Source organism: Allobosea sp. NPDC055594 (assembly GCF_053618995.1).
In genome coordinates, this window is the sequence record NZ_JBSHIO010000006.1 from 65,401 (window position 1) to 79,909 (window position 14,509).

Annotated in this window: 14 protein-coding genes and 1 riboswitch; of the genes, 3 read left to right on the top strand and 11 right to left on the bottom strand. The window is 68.6% G+C overall.

The annotated features are described in order from the left end of the window. Positions 1 to 111: 111 nt before the first annotated feature. On the bottom strand, positions 112 to 1,014 hold the full coding sequence (locus tag ACWGRX_RS13855; RefSeq protein WP_452118005.1) for a LysR family transcriptional regulator: 903 nt from the start codon (positions 1,012 to 1,014) through the stop codon (positions 112 to 114). Between the two features lie 120 nt (positions 1,015 to 1,134). Here ACWGRX_RS13855 and ACWGRX_RS13860 point away from each other — a divergent pair, with 120 nt between their 5' ends. Beyond that, entirely contained in the window at positions 1,135 to 2,130 is a 996-nt protein-coding gene (locus tag ACWGRX_RS13860; RefSeq protein WP_452118006.1) for a Bug family tripartite tricarboxylate transporter substrate binding protein, read from the top strand. Between the two features lie 8 nt (positions 2,131 to 2,138). After that, complete coding sequence (locus tag ACWGRX_RS13865) at positions 2,139 to 3,677, top strand: sulfatase-like hydrolase/transferase (RefSeq protein ID WP_452118007.1); 1,539 nt, start codon at positions 2,139 to 2,141, stop codon at positions 3,675 to 3,677. Positions 3,678 to 3,698: 21 nt separating this feature from the next. On the opposite strand, the gene ACWGRX_RS13870 is transcribed toward ACWGRX_RS13865, so the two are convergent. From ACWGRX_RS13870 to ACWGRX_RS13915, 10 genes are all read right to left on the bottom strand, one after another. After that, complete coding sequence (locus ACWGRX_RS13870) at positions 3,699 to 4,436, bottom strand: aspartate/glutamate racemase family protein (RefSeq protein ID WP_452118008.1); 738 nt, start codon at positions 4,434 to 4,436, stop codon at positions 3,699 to 3,701. Next, positions 4,433 to 5,581, bottom strand: a complete 1,149-nt coding sequence (locus tag ACWGRX_RS13875; RefSeq protein WP_452118009.1) for a saccharopine dehydrogenase family protein — start codon at positions 5,579 to 5,581, stop codon at positions 4,433 to 4,435. Before ACWGRX_RS13875 ends, ACWGRX_RS13870 begins: the two co-directional genes overlap by 4 nt. Further along, a complete protein-coding gene (locus ACWGRX_RS13880) occupies positions 5,574 to 6,383 on the bottom strand; it encodes an amino acid ABC transporter ATP-binding protein (RefSeq protein ID WP_452118010.1) in 810 nt (269 codons plus the stop codon). The genes ACWGRX_RS13875 and ACWGRX_RS13880 overlap by 8 nt, the downstream gene beginning before the upstream one ends. Before the next feature lie 12 nt (positions 6,384 to 6,395). Continuing rightward, positions 6,396 to 7,058, bottom strand: coding sequence for an amino acid ABC transporter permease (locus ACWGRX_RS13885; protein ID WP_291637037.1), 663 nt, complete (start codon positions 7,056 to 7,058; stop codon positions 6,396 to 6,398). A gap of 49 nt (positions 7,059 to 7,107) precedes the next feature. Then, positions 7,108 to 7,935: a transporter substrate-binding domain-containing protein gene (locus ACWGRX_RS13890; RefSeq protein WP_291650216.1), complete on the bottom strand. Its 828-nt coding sequence runs from the start codon at positions 7,933 to 7,935 to the stop codon at positions 7,108 to 7,110. A 126-nt stretch (positions 7,936 to 8,061) separates the two neighbouring features. Beyond that, positions 8,062 to 8,970: a 4-hydroxy-tetrahydrodipicolinate synthase gene (gene dapA / locus ACWGRX_RS13895; RefSeq protein WP_452118011.1), complete on the bottom strand. Its 909-nt coding sequence runs from the start codon at positions 8,968 to 8,970 to the stop codon at positions 8,062 to 8,064. 20 nt (positions 8,971 to 8,990) lie between these two features. Beyond that, entirely contained in the window at positions 8,991 to 10,394 is a 1,404-nt protein-coding gene (locus tag ACWGRX_RS13900) for an aldehyde dehydrogenase family protein (protein WP_452118012.1), read from the bottom strand. Between the two features lie 3 nt (positions 10,395 to 10,397). Next, on the bottom strand, positions 10,398 to 11,684 hold the full coding sequence (locus ACWGRX_RS13905) for an FAD-dependent oxidoreductase (protein ID WP_452118013.1): 1,287 nt from the start codon (positions 11,682 to 11,684) through the stop codon (positions 10,398 to 10,400). After that, positions 11,677 to 11,940: a 2Fe-2S iron-sulfur cluster-binding protein gene (locus ACWGRX_RS13910; protein WP_452118014.1), complete on the bottom strand. Its 264-nt coding sequence runs from the start codon at positions 11,938 to 11,940 to the stop codon at positions 11,677 to 11,679. Before ACWGRX_RS13910 ends, ACWGRX_RS13905 begins: the two co-directional genes overlap by 8 nt. After that, complete coding sequence (locus tag ACWGRX_RS13915; RefSeq protein ID WP_452118015.1) at positions 11,937 to 13,094, bottom strand: NAD(P)/FAD-dependent oxidoreductase; 1,158 nt, start codon at positions 13,092 to 13,094, stop codon at positions 11,937 to 11,939. Before ACWGRX_RS13915 ends, ACWGRX_RS13910 begins: the two co-directional genes overlap by 4 nt. A gap of 160 nt (positions 13,095 to 13,254) precedes the next feature. On the opposite strand from ACWGRX_RS13915, the gene ACWGRX_RS13920 reads away from it, so the two are divergent. Next, positions 13,255 to 14,148: a LysR family transcriptional regulator gene (locus ACWGRX_RS13920; protein ID WP_452118016.1), complete on the top strand. Its 894-nt coding sequence runs from the start codon at positions 13,255 to 13,257 to the stop codon at positions 14,146 to 14,148. 34 nt (positions 14,149 to 14,182) lie between these two features. Then, a riboswitch (cobalamin riboswitch) is annotated at positions 14,183 to 14,394 on the top strand. The last annotated feature ends 115 nt before the right edge of the window (positions 14,395 to 14,509 follow it).

Below are 14,509 nucleotides of genomic sequence, written 5' to 3' on the forward strand. Positions count from 1 at the left end.
CGGCGGCAAGACCGCTCCTCTCCGCCTTCAAATCGACGACGATCCATCCCCTGGCTCGAGCCTCGCGAAAGCCCGGCCGAGCTTAGAGCGATGCGCAATGGCCCGGTAGGCCTATTCGCGCTGCCCCTCCCCGGCCGCGACCGACCGCGCAATCGCGACGAAGCGCCGGAGCACCGGAGTCTCGCGATCGAGCGGCCAGGCGGCGACGAGTTCGGAGACCGTCGAGTCCAGGCCCTTCAACGGCCGGTAGACGACATTCTCCAGATTGAGCCGCGACACCGATTGCGGCACCAGCGCGACGCCGATGCCACCGGCGACCAGGCCGATCATAGTATGGAGCTGGTGGACCTCCTGCGCCACCAGCGGCTCGAAGCCGGCCCGGCGGAAGGCGGAGCGGAAACGGCCTTCGACATAGCGGCGCTTGCCGGGCGGGGTCATGATGAAGCGCTCCTCGCGCAGCGCGGTCAGCGGCACCGCCGCCGCTTGCGTCAGGCGATGCCCGGCTGGCAGCGCGACAACGTAATTCTCGCGGAACAGCGGCAGCGTGCCGAGGCCGGGCTCACTGAACATCGGCCGCAGCAGGCCGACATCGATCCGGCCGGAACGCAGCGCCTCGGCCTGCTCCCTGGTAACCATCTCCTGCAGGATCAGCGAGACCTCCGGCAGTTCGCGGCTGAGCCGCGAGACCAGCACCGGCAGGATGTTGAAGGGACAGGCCTCGACGAAGCCGATGGTCAGGCGGCCGATCTGCCCCTGTGCGGCGCGGCGCGCCCCTGCCACCGCCAGATCGAGCTGGCGCAGGATCGCCAGCGCGTCGCTCTGGAAGTTCCGGCCGGCATCGGTCAGCGCGACGCGGCGCTTGGTGCGCTCGAACAATTTTACCGCCAGCGTCTCCTCCAGCTTGGCGATCTGCTGGCTGAGCGCAGGCTGGGTCACGCCGAGCCGCTCCGCCGCCCGCACGAAATGCAGCTCCTCGGCGAGGGTCACGAAAAAGCTGAGCAGTCTCTGGTCCATGAGCCGAAACTAGAGCCCAAGACTAATAAGCAAAACTAATTTCTTGATGGCTTGCGATTGGCTCAGTTTTCGAATCGATGTCGGCGTGAGCAGAAACGCCGCGGGTGGGAGGTTTTCGGAATGAGCGTGACGCACAAGAGCGGGCTGCCCCGCCTGCTGAGCTTGTCGGCGGCGCTGGTGATCACGCCGGCCCTGTTCCCGGCTTCCGCCACGGCGCAGACCGCCTGGCCGAGCAAGACGATGCGGATCGTCGTGCCCTATCCGGCTGGCGGCAATGTCGACCTTCTCGGGCGGCTGATCGGGCCGAAGCTGAGCGAGGCGCTTGGCCAGACCATCGTCATCGACAACAAGCCCGGCGCGGCCGGCGCCATCGGCGCGACCGATGCGGCGCGCTCGGAGCCTGACGGCCATACCCTGCTGATCGGCGATATCGCGACCCATGCGATCACCCCGGCCCTGCAGGACAAGCTGCCCTACAACCCGCTCACCGACTTCACCCCGGTGATGCGGCTGACCTCGGTCTCGCTGCTTCTGGTGATCAATCCGAAGAACCCGGCCAAGGACCTGGCGGCGCTGCTCGCCGATGCCAAGGCCAATCCGGAGAAGGTGACCTATGCTTCGGCCGGCGTCGGCACGCCGCAGCAGCTCGCCTTCGAATTGCTGAAGGAGAAGACCGGCATCAAGGCGACCCATGTGCCCTATCGCGGCTCGGCCCCGGCCATCAACGACGTGATCGCCGGCCATGTCACCGCGATGATCGACGGGACCGCCGTGCCGATGGCGCGCGAGGGTACGCTGCGCGCGCTCGCCGTGACCGGAGCGAAGCGGTCGGCGGCGATGCCGGACGTGCCGACCGTCGCGGAGGCCGGCGTGCCCGGCTATGAGTTTGCCTCCTGGCACGGTGTCTTCGTGCCGGCCGGCACGCCGCCGGCCGTGGTCGAGCGGCTGAATGCCGAGCTCAACAGGATCGTCGCCGATCCGGCGGTGCGCGAGCGCATGGCGGCGCTCAACATCGAGCTGGTCGGCGGCACATCCGCCGCCTTCGGCGACTTCATCAAAGCCGAGACCGGCAAGATCGCGGAGCTCGTCCGCATCTCCGGCGCCAAGGCGAACTGAGCAGGGCCATGCAGCGCGTCTCCGGCGATCAGGCAGGCAATCCAGCGGCAGGAGCTGCGTCCTCTCCGCCTGGCGACCGCCATGTGCTGTTCGTCACCGTCGATCAATGGCCGGCGCGCCTGCTCGGCATCGCCGGCCACCCGACAGTGGAGACGCCGACGCTCGACCAGATCGCCCGCACCGGCACGCGCTTCACCAACGCCTATGCCGAATGCCCGATCTGCATCCCGGCCCGGCGCTCGATGATGACGGGCACGAGCCCGCGCAGCCATGGCGACCGTGTCTTCCAGCCGGCCCTGCCGATGCCGGACGGCCTGCCGACGCTGGCGCGCTCCTTCCGCGACGCCGGCTACCAGACGGCCGCGATCGGCAAGCTCCATGTCTATCCGCAGCGCGACCGGATCGGCTTCGAGGAGGTGCTGCTCGCCGAGGAGGGCCGCGGCCATCTCGGCGGCATGGACGATTACGAGCTGTTCCTGACCGACAAGGGCCAGCCCGGCCAGCAGTTCATGCACGGCATGAGCAACAATGAATACAGCTGGCGGACCTGGCACCTGCCGGAAGAGCTGCACGTCACCAACTGGATCACCTTCGCGGCGGCGCGCACGATCAAGCGGCGCGACCCGACGCGTCCCGGCTTCTGGCACGTCTCCTACACTCATCCGCATCCGCCGATCGTGCCGCTGGCGAGCTATTTCGAACGGTATCGGGCCCGCGACATCGACGTCCCCCTGATGGCCGACTGGGCCAGGGACCCAGCGGCGCTGCCCTATGCGGTGCGCGTCGCGCATCACTACTGGGAGCAGCTTCCGCCAGCGCAGCTCGCAGACATGCGCCGCGCGGTCTATGCGCTGTGCACCCATATCGACCATCAGCTGCGGATCCTGATCGGGACGCTGCGCGAGGAAGGCCTGCTCGACGACACGATCATCCTGATCTGCGGCGATCATGGCGACATGCTCGGCGACAACGGCCTCTACGCCAAGCGGCTGATGTACGAGGCCTCGGCCGGCGTGCCGATGCTGCTCTCGGGAGCGGCGGGGGACAGCCGCGTCGGCACCGGCGCCACCGATGGCCGCCTTGTCGGCCTGCAGGACATCATGCCGACCTTGCTCGATCTCTGCGGCCTGCCGATTCCGGAGAGCTGCGAGGGCCTGTCGATGGTCGGCGAGCAGCGTCGCGACATCCTCTATGGGGAATCGCTCGAAGGGGCGAAGGCGACCCGCATGGTGCATGACGGCCGCTACAAGCTGATCTGGTATCCGGCCGGCAACCATTTCCAGCTCTTCGATCTCGACAAAGACCCGCAGGAAATGGCCGATCTCGCCGGCGATCCCGGCCATGCGGACATCCGGGCGCGGCTCGGCAAGGCGCTGGCGGGAAGCCTCTATGGCGAGGACGAAGCCTGGCTGCGCGATGGCGAGCTTGTCGGCATGGCCGAGCCCGAGCTGGTTATGGCGCCGAACCGCGGCCTCTCCGGCCAGCGCGGGCTGCATTATCCGCCGATCCCGCCGACCGACCCCGCCAAGGCGGTGGGCTCGGGCTGACACCGCGGGCGAGCCGGCGCGTCAGCCCCTCGGATAGGCCGGCGGCATCAGGCTGCGGGCGAACCAGTCGACGAAGCCGATGATGTCGAAGACAGGGCGCCCGGTCGCCTTGGCGATCGCAGCCGAATGCGGCGGCAGATTGGTGCATTCGCACAGGATCGCGCCGACATTCGGATGCTTCTCGACCAGTGCCAGCGCGGCCGCGATCACCTCCTGCTCGAGCGTTGCAAAGTCGGAGACGCCGCCCTTGGCGCCATAGACCTGGCGGAACAGGCTGTCCGGCGCCAGGCCCTCGATCGGCGTGTCCGTGCGCACGCCGACGGCGGCGAGATGGCGCGCGCTCAAGGCCTCCGGCGCGAAGGTCAGGATGCCGACCTGCTGTCCGGCCGGCAGCATCGCCTCGATCAGTGGCGCCTGCAGCAGGCTGCTGGTCGCGACCGGCACGGGGAGCGCCGCCGCGAGCTCCTTCTGCAACAGAGCGAGGAAGCCGCAGCTCGTGGTGATGCCGCGCACCCCGCAGGAAACGAGGTCGAGCGCGGTCGCGATGAAGGGCTGCAGGAAATCCCCCGGCCGGCCATGCACGATCGCGGCCGGGTCGGCACCACGCACGACGCGGAACTGCACCGGCGTCGACCAGCTCCTGGCATTGCCGATATCGCCCGGAAGCCGCCGGAAATGCGTGTCGAGCATCAGGATGCCGATGCCGAGATCGCCGACGGTCCCCGCCTGTCCGCGCAATGTGTCCGTGCCGCTCGTCATGCCGCATTCCTCGGGTTGGTCAGGCCTCCCTCCTCCGCACTAGCCGCGAAGAACCAGGCGAGGAAGCGGTTGGCGCTCAGGGCGGCGAAGGGAATTTCCTCCTGCGCGCAGAGGCCGGACGCGCCGATCACGCCAGTGCGCAGGAGATCGAGCACCGCGGCGACATGGGCGGCGGCGGTGCGCCGCATCGCGCTGACCGTGCTGCCGCCGATCTGAGCCGGCACGACCTCGCGGGTGAACCGCTCCTCGACGGAGCGTCCATCCTGGCGGGATGTCGCGCCGATCGAAATCAGCAGGCGGTCGTCGACGATCTCGGGCAGCGCGTTGAGGAAGAGGTTGCGCAGGAGGTCGGTCCTGGCGCGCAGTTTCAGCTCGTCGAGCAGGAAGCGCATATAGTCGAGATGGCCGGGATAGCGGATCGTGCGCGAGGTCAGCCGGGCAACCTGCCCTTCCAGGCGCGCGCACAGGCTCGCCGGGATGTTCCCGGAAACGAAATCCTCATAGTCACGCCCGCCGAGGCGCAGGCGGCCGAGATCGCTCAGGGCCGGCAGGCTGGCGCGTCTGCCATCGACCAGCGCCGTCGAGGGCTGGATGTATTCGCGCAGCAGGGCATCGACGTCCCAGGTCAGTCCGTAGCCGAGCCGGCTACCCGGCTCGCGCGGCAAGGTGCCGATGCGAACATCGATCTCGACCGGCCCGGAGCTTCGCGAGACCAGATCGAGCACCAGCTGCGAAACCAGCCCCGGAGAGATGCCGCATTGCGGAATGAAGCATCCTGCCGCCGAGCGGGCCTCGCTCAGCACCGCGTCGAGACCGGCGGTATCGTCGCCGAGATCAAGATAATGAATGCCGCTGCGGCGCGCGGCGGCGGCGACCATCGGCGTTGCCGCCGCCGGCAACGCCGCGACCACGGCCTGGGCCTCACCGAGGAGCCGGTCGAGCTGCGTGGCGTTGCCGGGGTCGGCCTCCACCAGCGGCAGGCCGAGCTCGTCCATGCGCCGCTGCGCCGGTTCGGTCGGATCGACCACCACGACCTCGAACTCGGCAGCCTGCTTCAGGAGCAGCGCCAGCGCCGAGCCGACGCGCCCAGCGCCGACGATGACGACCCTGAAGGGAGTTTCAGCCTGTCGCACCGGCTCAGCCATGGAAGCGCGCGAGGAACGCCTTGAGGCGCTCATTGTCGGGGCGGCGCAGGATGGTCTCGGGCAGGCCCTGCGCGACGATGCGGCCATTCTCCATGAAGACGACCCGGTCGGAGACGTCCGCGGCGAAGGAGATCTCGTGGGTGACGATGACCATGGTCATGCCCTGATTGGCGAGATCGCGCACCACGCCGAGCACTTCGCCGACGAGCTCTGGATCGAGCGCGCTGGTGACCTCGTCGAGCAGCAGCGCGTCGGGCTGCATGGCGAGCGCCCGGGCGATGGCGACGCGCTGCTTCTGGCCGCCGGAGAGCTGGTCCGGCCGGGCGTCGCGCTTCTCGGCCAGGCCGACCTTGGCGATGTAGTCCATCGCGATTTCGACGGCCTCGGCGCGCGACTTCCGCTGCACGATCACCGGGCCCTCGATGACGTTCTCCAGCACGCTCATATGCGGGAACAGGTTGAAGTGCTGGAAGACCATGCCAACATGGCGGCGCAGCTCGCCCTGCCCGAGCAGATCGCCGCTGCCGCGATACTTCTCGCCGACGCGGCGATTACGGAAGAGAATCTCGCCGGCGTCGGGCTTCTCCAGCATGTTCATGCAGCGGATGAAGGTCGACTTGCCCGAGCCTGACGGCCCGATGATCGAGACGACCTCGCCGGCCTTGAGGGCGAGATCGATGCCGTGGAGCACGGTCAGCGCCCCGAAGCATTTGGTGATGCCGCGCGCCTCGAGCACGATATCGGAGGCGGCCGGCGACGAAACCGAGGAAGACGAAGCGGGTGCGGATGAAGCGGAGGTCATGGGCGCTCTCGATCAGTTGCCGCGGCGCATGCGGTGTTCGATGTAGTCGGCGAACTTCATCATCGGGAAGAGAATGACGAAGTAGAGCACCGCGACCACCGTGTAGGATTCGAGCGGCCGATAGGTCTGGCCGTTGACGATGCTCGCCATGTAGGTCAGGTCCGCCACCGAGATCACCGAGACCAGCGAGGTGTTCTTGAACTGGGTGACCGACTGGTTGATGAAGGCCGGCATCATCCGGCGGATGGCCTGCGGCAGAATGATGCGGCGCATCACCTGCCAGCCGGACATGCCGATCGCCGCGCCGGCCTCGAACTGGCCCTTGTCGATCGAGACGATGCCGCCGCGGAAGACCTCGGCATAGAACGCCGCCGCATAGAGCGAGAGCGTCAGCAGCGCCGCCGCCCAGTTGGGCATGTCGAAGCCGAGCAGCAGCGGCAGCGCGTAGTAGATCCAGAGCAGCTGGACCAGCAGCGGCGTGCAGCGGAACAGCTCCTGGAAGCCCTGCGCGAACCAGTTCAGCGGTCCGATGCCCGAAAGCCTGGCAAAGCAGACCGCGAGGCCGAGGACGAGACCGATCGCGATCGAGCCCGCCGTGTAGACGACCGTGATCCACGCCCCCCACAGGAAGAGGTCGGAGGCCTGGATGATCGGGGCGAAGCTCCAAGTATACATGTCTTGCTAGCCTTCCTTGGAGGGCGGCCCTTGCGGGCCGCCCTATGCTTCAACCACCGAAGCCGAAACCTTCAGGCATGTCGTCGAGCGTGATGCCGAACGGCGCCAGGCTGTTGACGATCCAGGTCTGGTTGTTGCCGATGCGGCGGTTGTACTCGGCCCAGGCCGAGATGAAGGCGCGCCATTTCTCGTCGCCCTTCCAGTTCAGCGCGACGACCGACGGCGTCGAGAGGACCGGGCTCGGCACCATCACCTTGCCGATGCCGTTCGCCTTCTTGGTCATCACCAGCCCGTTGAGCATGGTGTTGACGAGGCCGTCGGCCTTGCCGCTGACCACGGCGACGATCGCCTCGTCGCGCGTCTTGAAGCGCAGCATCTTGGCCTTGGGCAGATATTGCTGGGCGATCAAATCCTGCGAGGAGCCGAGATCGACCGCGAAGGTGTATTTGGGATCGTTGAGCTCGGCCCAGCTCAGCTTGGAGAGCTCCGGCTTCGGCGAGACGATGACGAAGCTGTTGAAATAGGTCGGCGCCGAGAAGGCGACCGACATGGCGCGCTGCGGCGTCGCGGTCACCCCGAGCGCGAGGTCGACCTTGCCGCTCTGCACGTCGAGGATCGAATTAGGCCAGCTCGACTCGACCACTTCCAGCTTGACGCCGAGCGTCTTGGCGATGTCGCGCGCCATCTCGATGGCGAAGCCGCGCCATTCACCGGTGCGCGGATCCTTGTTGAAATAGGGATCCTCGTTGATGATGCCAGGGATGCGCAGCACGCCGCGCGAACGCACGGATTCGATGCTGTCCTGGGCCTGAGCCGGCGACTGGAATGCAGCCAGCCCAAGGCCGGCCGCAAAAATTGCGCTGATGATCTTCTTCACGACTATTATCCTCCGTTCCCTTGCCGATGATCTTCGGTCTTGCCCCGGCCTGCCGGGTTAGGGAGGAGCCTAAGGAAGGCACCTCCGCAAACAATGCGAGAGTAGGCCGCTCGCCTACCGGTTTTCTTATATGTCCCGAGCGCTTTCGAAGGCGGCCAGACTGGCTTCGAGCGCTTTCAGGTTCTCGGGTCGCAACGGCGCCAGCGGCGCGCGCACCTCAGCCGAAATCGCGCCGCTGCGGGCCAGCGCGGTCTTCACCGGTACCGGGTTGCTCTCGATGAAGAGGTGGCCGGTGACATCGAACAGCGCCTGATGGACACGGCGGGCCTCGCGCAGCTCGCCCTTGGCCCAGGCGGCGCATAGCGCCACGATCTCGCGCGGCAGCAGGTTGGAAGCGACGCTGGTGACGCCATCGGCGCCGACCGCGAGAAATGGCAGGGTCAGCCCGTCATCGCCGGAATGGATGACGAAATCCTCGCCGAGCGCCCGCCGCAGCTCGGTGATCCGCTCGGTCCTGCCGCCGGCCTCCTTGATCGCGACGATATGCGGGTAGGCCTTGGCCAGGCGCGCCGCCGTCGCCGGGGCGATCTCGACTCCGGTCCGGCCGGGCACGCTGTAGAGCATGATCGGGATCTTCACCGCCTCGGCGATGGCGGCGAAATGCGTGAACAGGCCGTCCTGCGAAGGCTTGTTGTAGTAGGGCGTGACGACGAGGATGCCGTCGGCGCCGAGCGCCTCCGCGCGCTTCGCCTTGGCGACGGCGAGAGCGGTCGCGTTCGAGCCGGTGCCGGCCATGATGAAGGCGCGCCCGTTGGCGGCGGCGACCGTGATGCGGATGACCTCGTCGGCCTCCGCCTCGGACAGGGTGGCCGCCTCCCCGGTCGTGCCGACCGGCACCAGCCCGGCGACGCCGGCTTCCAGCTGGGCGGCGATCAGGCGCTCGAAGGCGGGCACGTCGATCGCGCCGGCGCGGAAAGGGGTGACGAGGGCGGTGAAGACGCCGGAGAGGCGCTGGCGCAGCTCTGAATCGATCATGGCTTTCTCTTCCATCTCAGTCAGTCGATGACGACCTTGGTCTCGCTCATCTCGCGCAAGGTCATGTGGATGCCCTCGCGGCCAAGCCCGCTCGACTTGATGCCACCGAAGGGGACGTTCTCGGCGCGGAAATCCGGGCCTTCATTGATCATCACGCCGCCGACGCGCAGCTCGCGCGAGAAGCGCTTCACCAGGGCATGGTCATTGGTGAAGACGCCGGCCTGCAGCCCGTAGGAGCTGTCGCTGACCTCGCCGATCACCTGTTCGGGATCGCTGAAGCGGCGCACCGCGAGCACCGGCCCGAAAGTCTCGCTGCGCACCAGCTCGGCCTCGGCCGGAACATCGTCGAGCAGGGTCGGCGCGAACATGGTTCCACGGCGCCTGCCACCAGCGACGACCTTCGCCCCCTGCGCGACGGCGAGCCTGACCCGCCGCTCGACCTCCGCCGCCGCGGGCTCGTCGATGAGCGTGCCCATCACGGTCGCCTCGTCGGCGGGGTCGCCGGTGCGGATATCCGCGATCAGCGCCGCGATGCGCGCGATCATCGCGTCCCGGATCTCCTCATGCAGATAGAGGCGCTTCACGGCGGCGCAGCTCTGGCCGGCGATCTCGAAGCGATGCCCGATCGCGGTCTGCGCGGCCCGGTCGAGATCGGCATCCGGCATCACGATCAGCGGGTCGTTGCCGCCGAGCTCCATCAGGCAGCGGACGAGGCCCGAGGCGTTTTTGAGCGCGAGACCGGCCGCCGGCCCGCCGGTGAAGCTCAGCAGGTCGATATCGCCGCTGGCGATCATGGCGGCGACCTCGGCCCCGCCATGGACCACGCTGAACAGCCCCTGCGGGAAGCCCGCCTTGATCGCGAGCTCGCCGAGCCGCTCCGCCGCCAGCGGCGCCTTCGGCGACGGCTTGGCGACGACGGCGTTACCGGCGGCGATGGCCGGGCCGAGCTTGTGGCAGAGCAGGTTGAGCGGATAATTGAAGGGCGTGATCGCCCCGACGACGCCGGCCGGCTCATAGGTGATCGCGGCGAGCTTGCTCGGCGCCCCCGCCACGATCGCCGTCGGCAACACCTCGCCATGCAGCACGGTGATCGCATCACCGCTCAGGCGCAGCGTGTTCTGGGCGCGGCGGACCTCGTTGCGCGCTTCGGTGATCGTCTTGCCGACCTCGGCACAGATGATCTGCGCCATCTCCTCCGCGTCCTCCGCGAGCAGTTCGGCGAGGCGATGGAGCAGGCCCTTGCGTTCGGCCGGCGTGCTGAAGCGGAAGGAGCGCCAGGCCTTGCGGGCGGCCCGCAGCGCATCGGCGACCGCAACCTCGTCGGCGACCTCGACCTTGCCGACGCTCACCCCGGAGAAGGGGTTGAGCACGTCGACCACTGGACGGCTACTGCTTCTGAAGGATTTTGCGAGAGTGCCATTCACGGCTCATGACTCCGTTTCGTCGGTCGAGAAATTGGCGAGGGCGGCGACCGAGACCGGCCGCAGCGGCCAACGCGGTGGATTGGCCGTCGGCAGCGCCTCACCCCGCAGTTCCGCCAGCATCGGACCGCAGAAGCGCCCCTGGCAGGCGCCGAGGCCGAAACGGCCCATCAGCCGGATCTCGCGGGCCGATGCGTCGGCCGGCAGTACGGCGAAATCGGCATAGCGGCGCCCCTCGCAGCGGCAGAGCATGGTCTGCGGCGTCGGCGGCGTGGCCTTGCTACGCAGGGCCTCGGCAAGCACGAGCTGAAAGCTCCGCGCCTTGCTCAGAGCTGCTTCGAGCGGCGCAGCCGAAGCGGCGTGTCCCAAGCGCGAAAGGACCGCCGAGGCGGCACGCTGGCCATCGAGGATCGCCGCATCGGCGCCGAGAATTTCGCGCCCGTCGCCGGCGAGCAGCACGGGAACTTCCGCCTCGGGGGCCGGCAGCGGGATACCGGCGCGGTTCGGCTCCAGCCCGTCATGGATCAGCAGATGGCGAGCTTGCAGCAGGCTTTCGGCGGAGCCGGCGCGGACGCGGATCGTCAGCCCATGCCCAGTCTCGCTGACGCCCAGCACCTCGCTGCCACTGCGATAGGGCACACGCTTCAAGGCGAGCGCCGCGGCATAGGCGGCGGCTTCGGCGAGCGGCGACCCGGCCGTCATCAGGCGGGCCAGGGCCTTAGGCTTGTGCCAGGGCCTGCCGCGCTCCAGCACGGCGAGCGGCGGGTTGCCGGCGCGGGCGAGCTGCGCCGCGACGGCGAGCAGCAGCGGACCACTGCCAGCAACGACGATCGGACCTTCGGGCGGCCGGCCGGTCTCCTTGAGCAGGACCTGGGCGCCGCCCGCGCTCATCACGCCCGGCAGTTCCCAGCCTTCGAACGGAGCGATCTTCTCGACCGCACCGACCGCGACGATGGCGGCCCGGACAGGGCGCGCAAAAACGCGGCCGGCCATACGATCATCGAAGAGGAAGCGCCCTGCCCCGTCGATGCCGAGGAAGACCGTCGAGGTCCGCAGCTCGATCCGCTCTGCCACATGTTCGAGGCGCGAGGCGAGTTCCGCCCAGTTGCGCCGATGCCGTGCCGGCCCTCTCCAGATCTGTGGTGCACCGACTGCGGGCTGACGATGGATGGCACCGCCGAGCTGGTCGCGCTGCTCGATCAGCAGCACCCGCAGACCGGCTTCCGCCAGGGCTACGGCCGCAGCAACGCCCGCCGGCCCGCCGCCGACGACAAGGACCGGTAGCTCAGTCATGGTGCAGTCCGATGCCGGGCTGGGGAGCAAGGCGCATTCCGGAACGCGCCGGCGTCAGGCAGGCTTCGACGGGCCCCTCGCCCGCAATCGCGACGACGCAGGCCTGGCAGGCGCCGATGCTGCAGAACACGCGGCCACGCACGGCTCCCCCCTCAGGGCCGAGATCGGCGATGCCGGCGCGCAGCAGCGCCGCAGCGACGGTCTCGCCGGGCCGGAAGGAAACCGGGCGGTCGATCCAGTAGAAGCAAGGGTTCATGCCAGGGCCTCGACGGCGGCGAAGCGCTGGGGCGAGAGCGGGGAAAGATCGACGCCCGGCGCCTCGCCGAGGATCATCCGGGCAGCGCTGGCGCCCATGAACGGGCCGAGGCAGATGCCGTCGCCCTCGAAGCCGGTGGCGATCGTGACCCCGCCGAGATGCGGATGCGGGCCGATGATCGGCAGGCCGTCGCGCGAGGCGGTGCGGACGCCAGCGAAGGTCCGCAGGACGCGGCGCTGGCGCAGCGGCGGATAGAGATCGAGCGCGTCGCGCAGGATCGCCGCGATCGTCGCGGCATCCGTGGCCTGGTCGGCGCGGTGATCCTCGCGGCTGCCGCCGATCAGGAACTGGCCGGTGACCAGCGGGTCGATGACGAGCCCGATATGGGCGTTGTCGCGGACGATGCCGCGCTTGGCGGCGAGATAGGAGGCCGCCATCAGATGACCATCGATCGCCGGCCGGCCGGCCGCGGCCCGGTCGGTCACGACCATCTGTCCCTTGCGCGGGATCAGGATGTCGCCCAGACCGAGCAGGCCGACCGAGCCGATCCCGGCGGCGACGAGCACGGCATCAGCCGCTAGGAGCTCGTCCCGGATCGCGACGCCGGCGGCCTGCCCGGCCCGCATGACGATCTCGGAGACCGGCGCGTTGCGCCGGACCGTGACAGCGCTCCGCTGCAGCAGGCGCTGGGTGATCTCGTAGCCGAGCGCATGCCCGTCATCGGGGATTTCGAGGGCGAAGCAGACGCCGTCGCCGAGGCCGGGAATGCGGTTGAGCAACGTCGGCCGGTCGACATCGAGCACGCGCTCGCCGGCGGCAGCGAGATCGGCGCCGTGCTCGGCGACGAGCTCAGCCTCGAGCCGGGTGCGGGCAACGAGAAAAGTCGAGCGGCGATGGAACAGGCCGCGCAGCAAACCGTCGGCCTCGCAGCTTCCGTAGAAGGCGCGGGCATGGCGGGCGAGGTCCATCATCGGGCCGGGCTTCTTGCTCGCGACCGAGACCGCGCCGTCCGAAGCGCCGGTCGCTCCGGCCGCCGGTCCCGACGCGTCGAGCAGCGTGACCCGCGCCCCGGCCGCCGCCAGGAAATGCGCGGCGGCGGCGCCGACGATTCCGGCGCCGATCACAGCGACATGAAGGGAAGGAGAGCGGGCCATGCGAGGCGACGGGGGCGTCCTTGAAAGCGATGCGCGACCCTCGGTCGCTTCGCCTTTCGGGTCGATCCAAATGATCCGCCCCGACTTGCGCCATTGTTTGAAAGTGGCGAAAGGTCACCGCCTATGGCTAAGAGTGAGGCTCCCCGCCGCGGAACGAGCCATGCGCGAAGCCAATCTGACGCTGATCCAGACCTTCTTCATCGTCGCACGCGACGGCTCCTATTCGGCCGCGGCGCGCAAGCTGGGGATGAGCTACCAGTCGGCCGCGAACCATGTCCGCCGGCTCGAACAGGTGCTCGAGGAGCGCCTCGTCCTCTCCGAGCAGGGCGCCAAGACGGTGACGCTGACGCCGCGCGGGCGCAGCCTCTACAAGCTCCTGCTGCCGGAGCTCGACACGGTTCTGGCGAGGCTCGACCGCACGCTCGACAAGGAGCGGCCGGTGCTGCGCATCGGCCTGCCGCAGGCGATCTTCTACTATCTGCTGCCGCCGATCCTGGCCCGGTTCCGCGAGCTCTTCCCGCAGGTCGAGATCGTCGCCTATGAGCGCGACACCTCCCTGCCCGAGATGATCAAGGACGGCAGTCTCGATCTGTGCATCACCGAGCGCTATTTCGGCGACCCGAACGTGCCGCAGCACCTGATCTGTACCTATCGGCCGGCGCTGGTCTTCCCGACCGCCTGGGGCTCAGCACCCGCTCCCGGCGCGATCCGGGAATGGGCGCAAGGGCGCCCCTTCGTGACCTATGAGCCTGGCCAGCTGCTGCGCAATCTCGCCATCGACTATCTGCGCCCGGACGGCGCGGAGATGGAGATTGCGATCTCGACCTCCGGCAGCTCGAGCGTGAAGCGCTGCGTCGAGGCCGGACTCGGCTTCGCGATCATCCCGGCCTGGTGCCTCGACGGCGGCGAGACCAGTATCGCCGGACTCGAGATCGCTGAGCTGCCGGAGATCCCGATCTATTTCGGCGAGGCGAGCTTCCTGGCCCGCAACCCTTATGTCGTGACGCTACGCCAGCTCTGCGGCAACCTGATGCAGACGGCGCCGGTCCCGTAGGTTCCAGCCGCTTGACGCCGTTCCTCGCCGATCTATGGTCTGGCCCGATCATGGTTCTCTAGGCGTCACGGCCTGGAGCTAAGAGGGAATTCGGTGAGGCGCGCAGCGCCAAGGCCGAGGCTGCCCCCGCAACTGTAAGCGGCGAGCTCTCCACCCATCGTCCACTGGCGCTCGCGTGCCGGGAAGGCCGGGAGGAACCAGCATCGACCCGCGAGCCAGGAGACCTGCCCTGATCGTCGGAAAGGTCTTTCGGGCGGGGTGCTCCGGAGGGTTGCTGGCAGGCGCGGGACGAAGATCCCGCCGCTCCGTCGCAATCGCCTGCTTCCCGCCTTCATCTCGGGGAGCGATGAATCCAGATGCC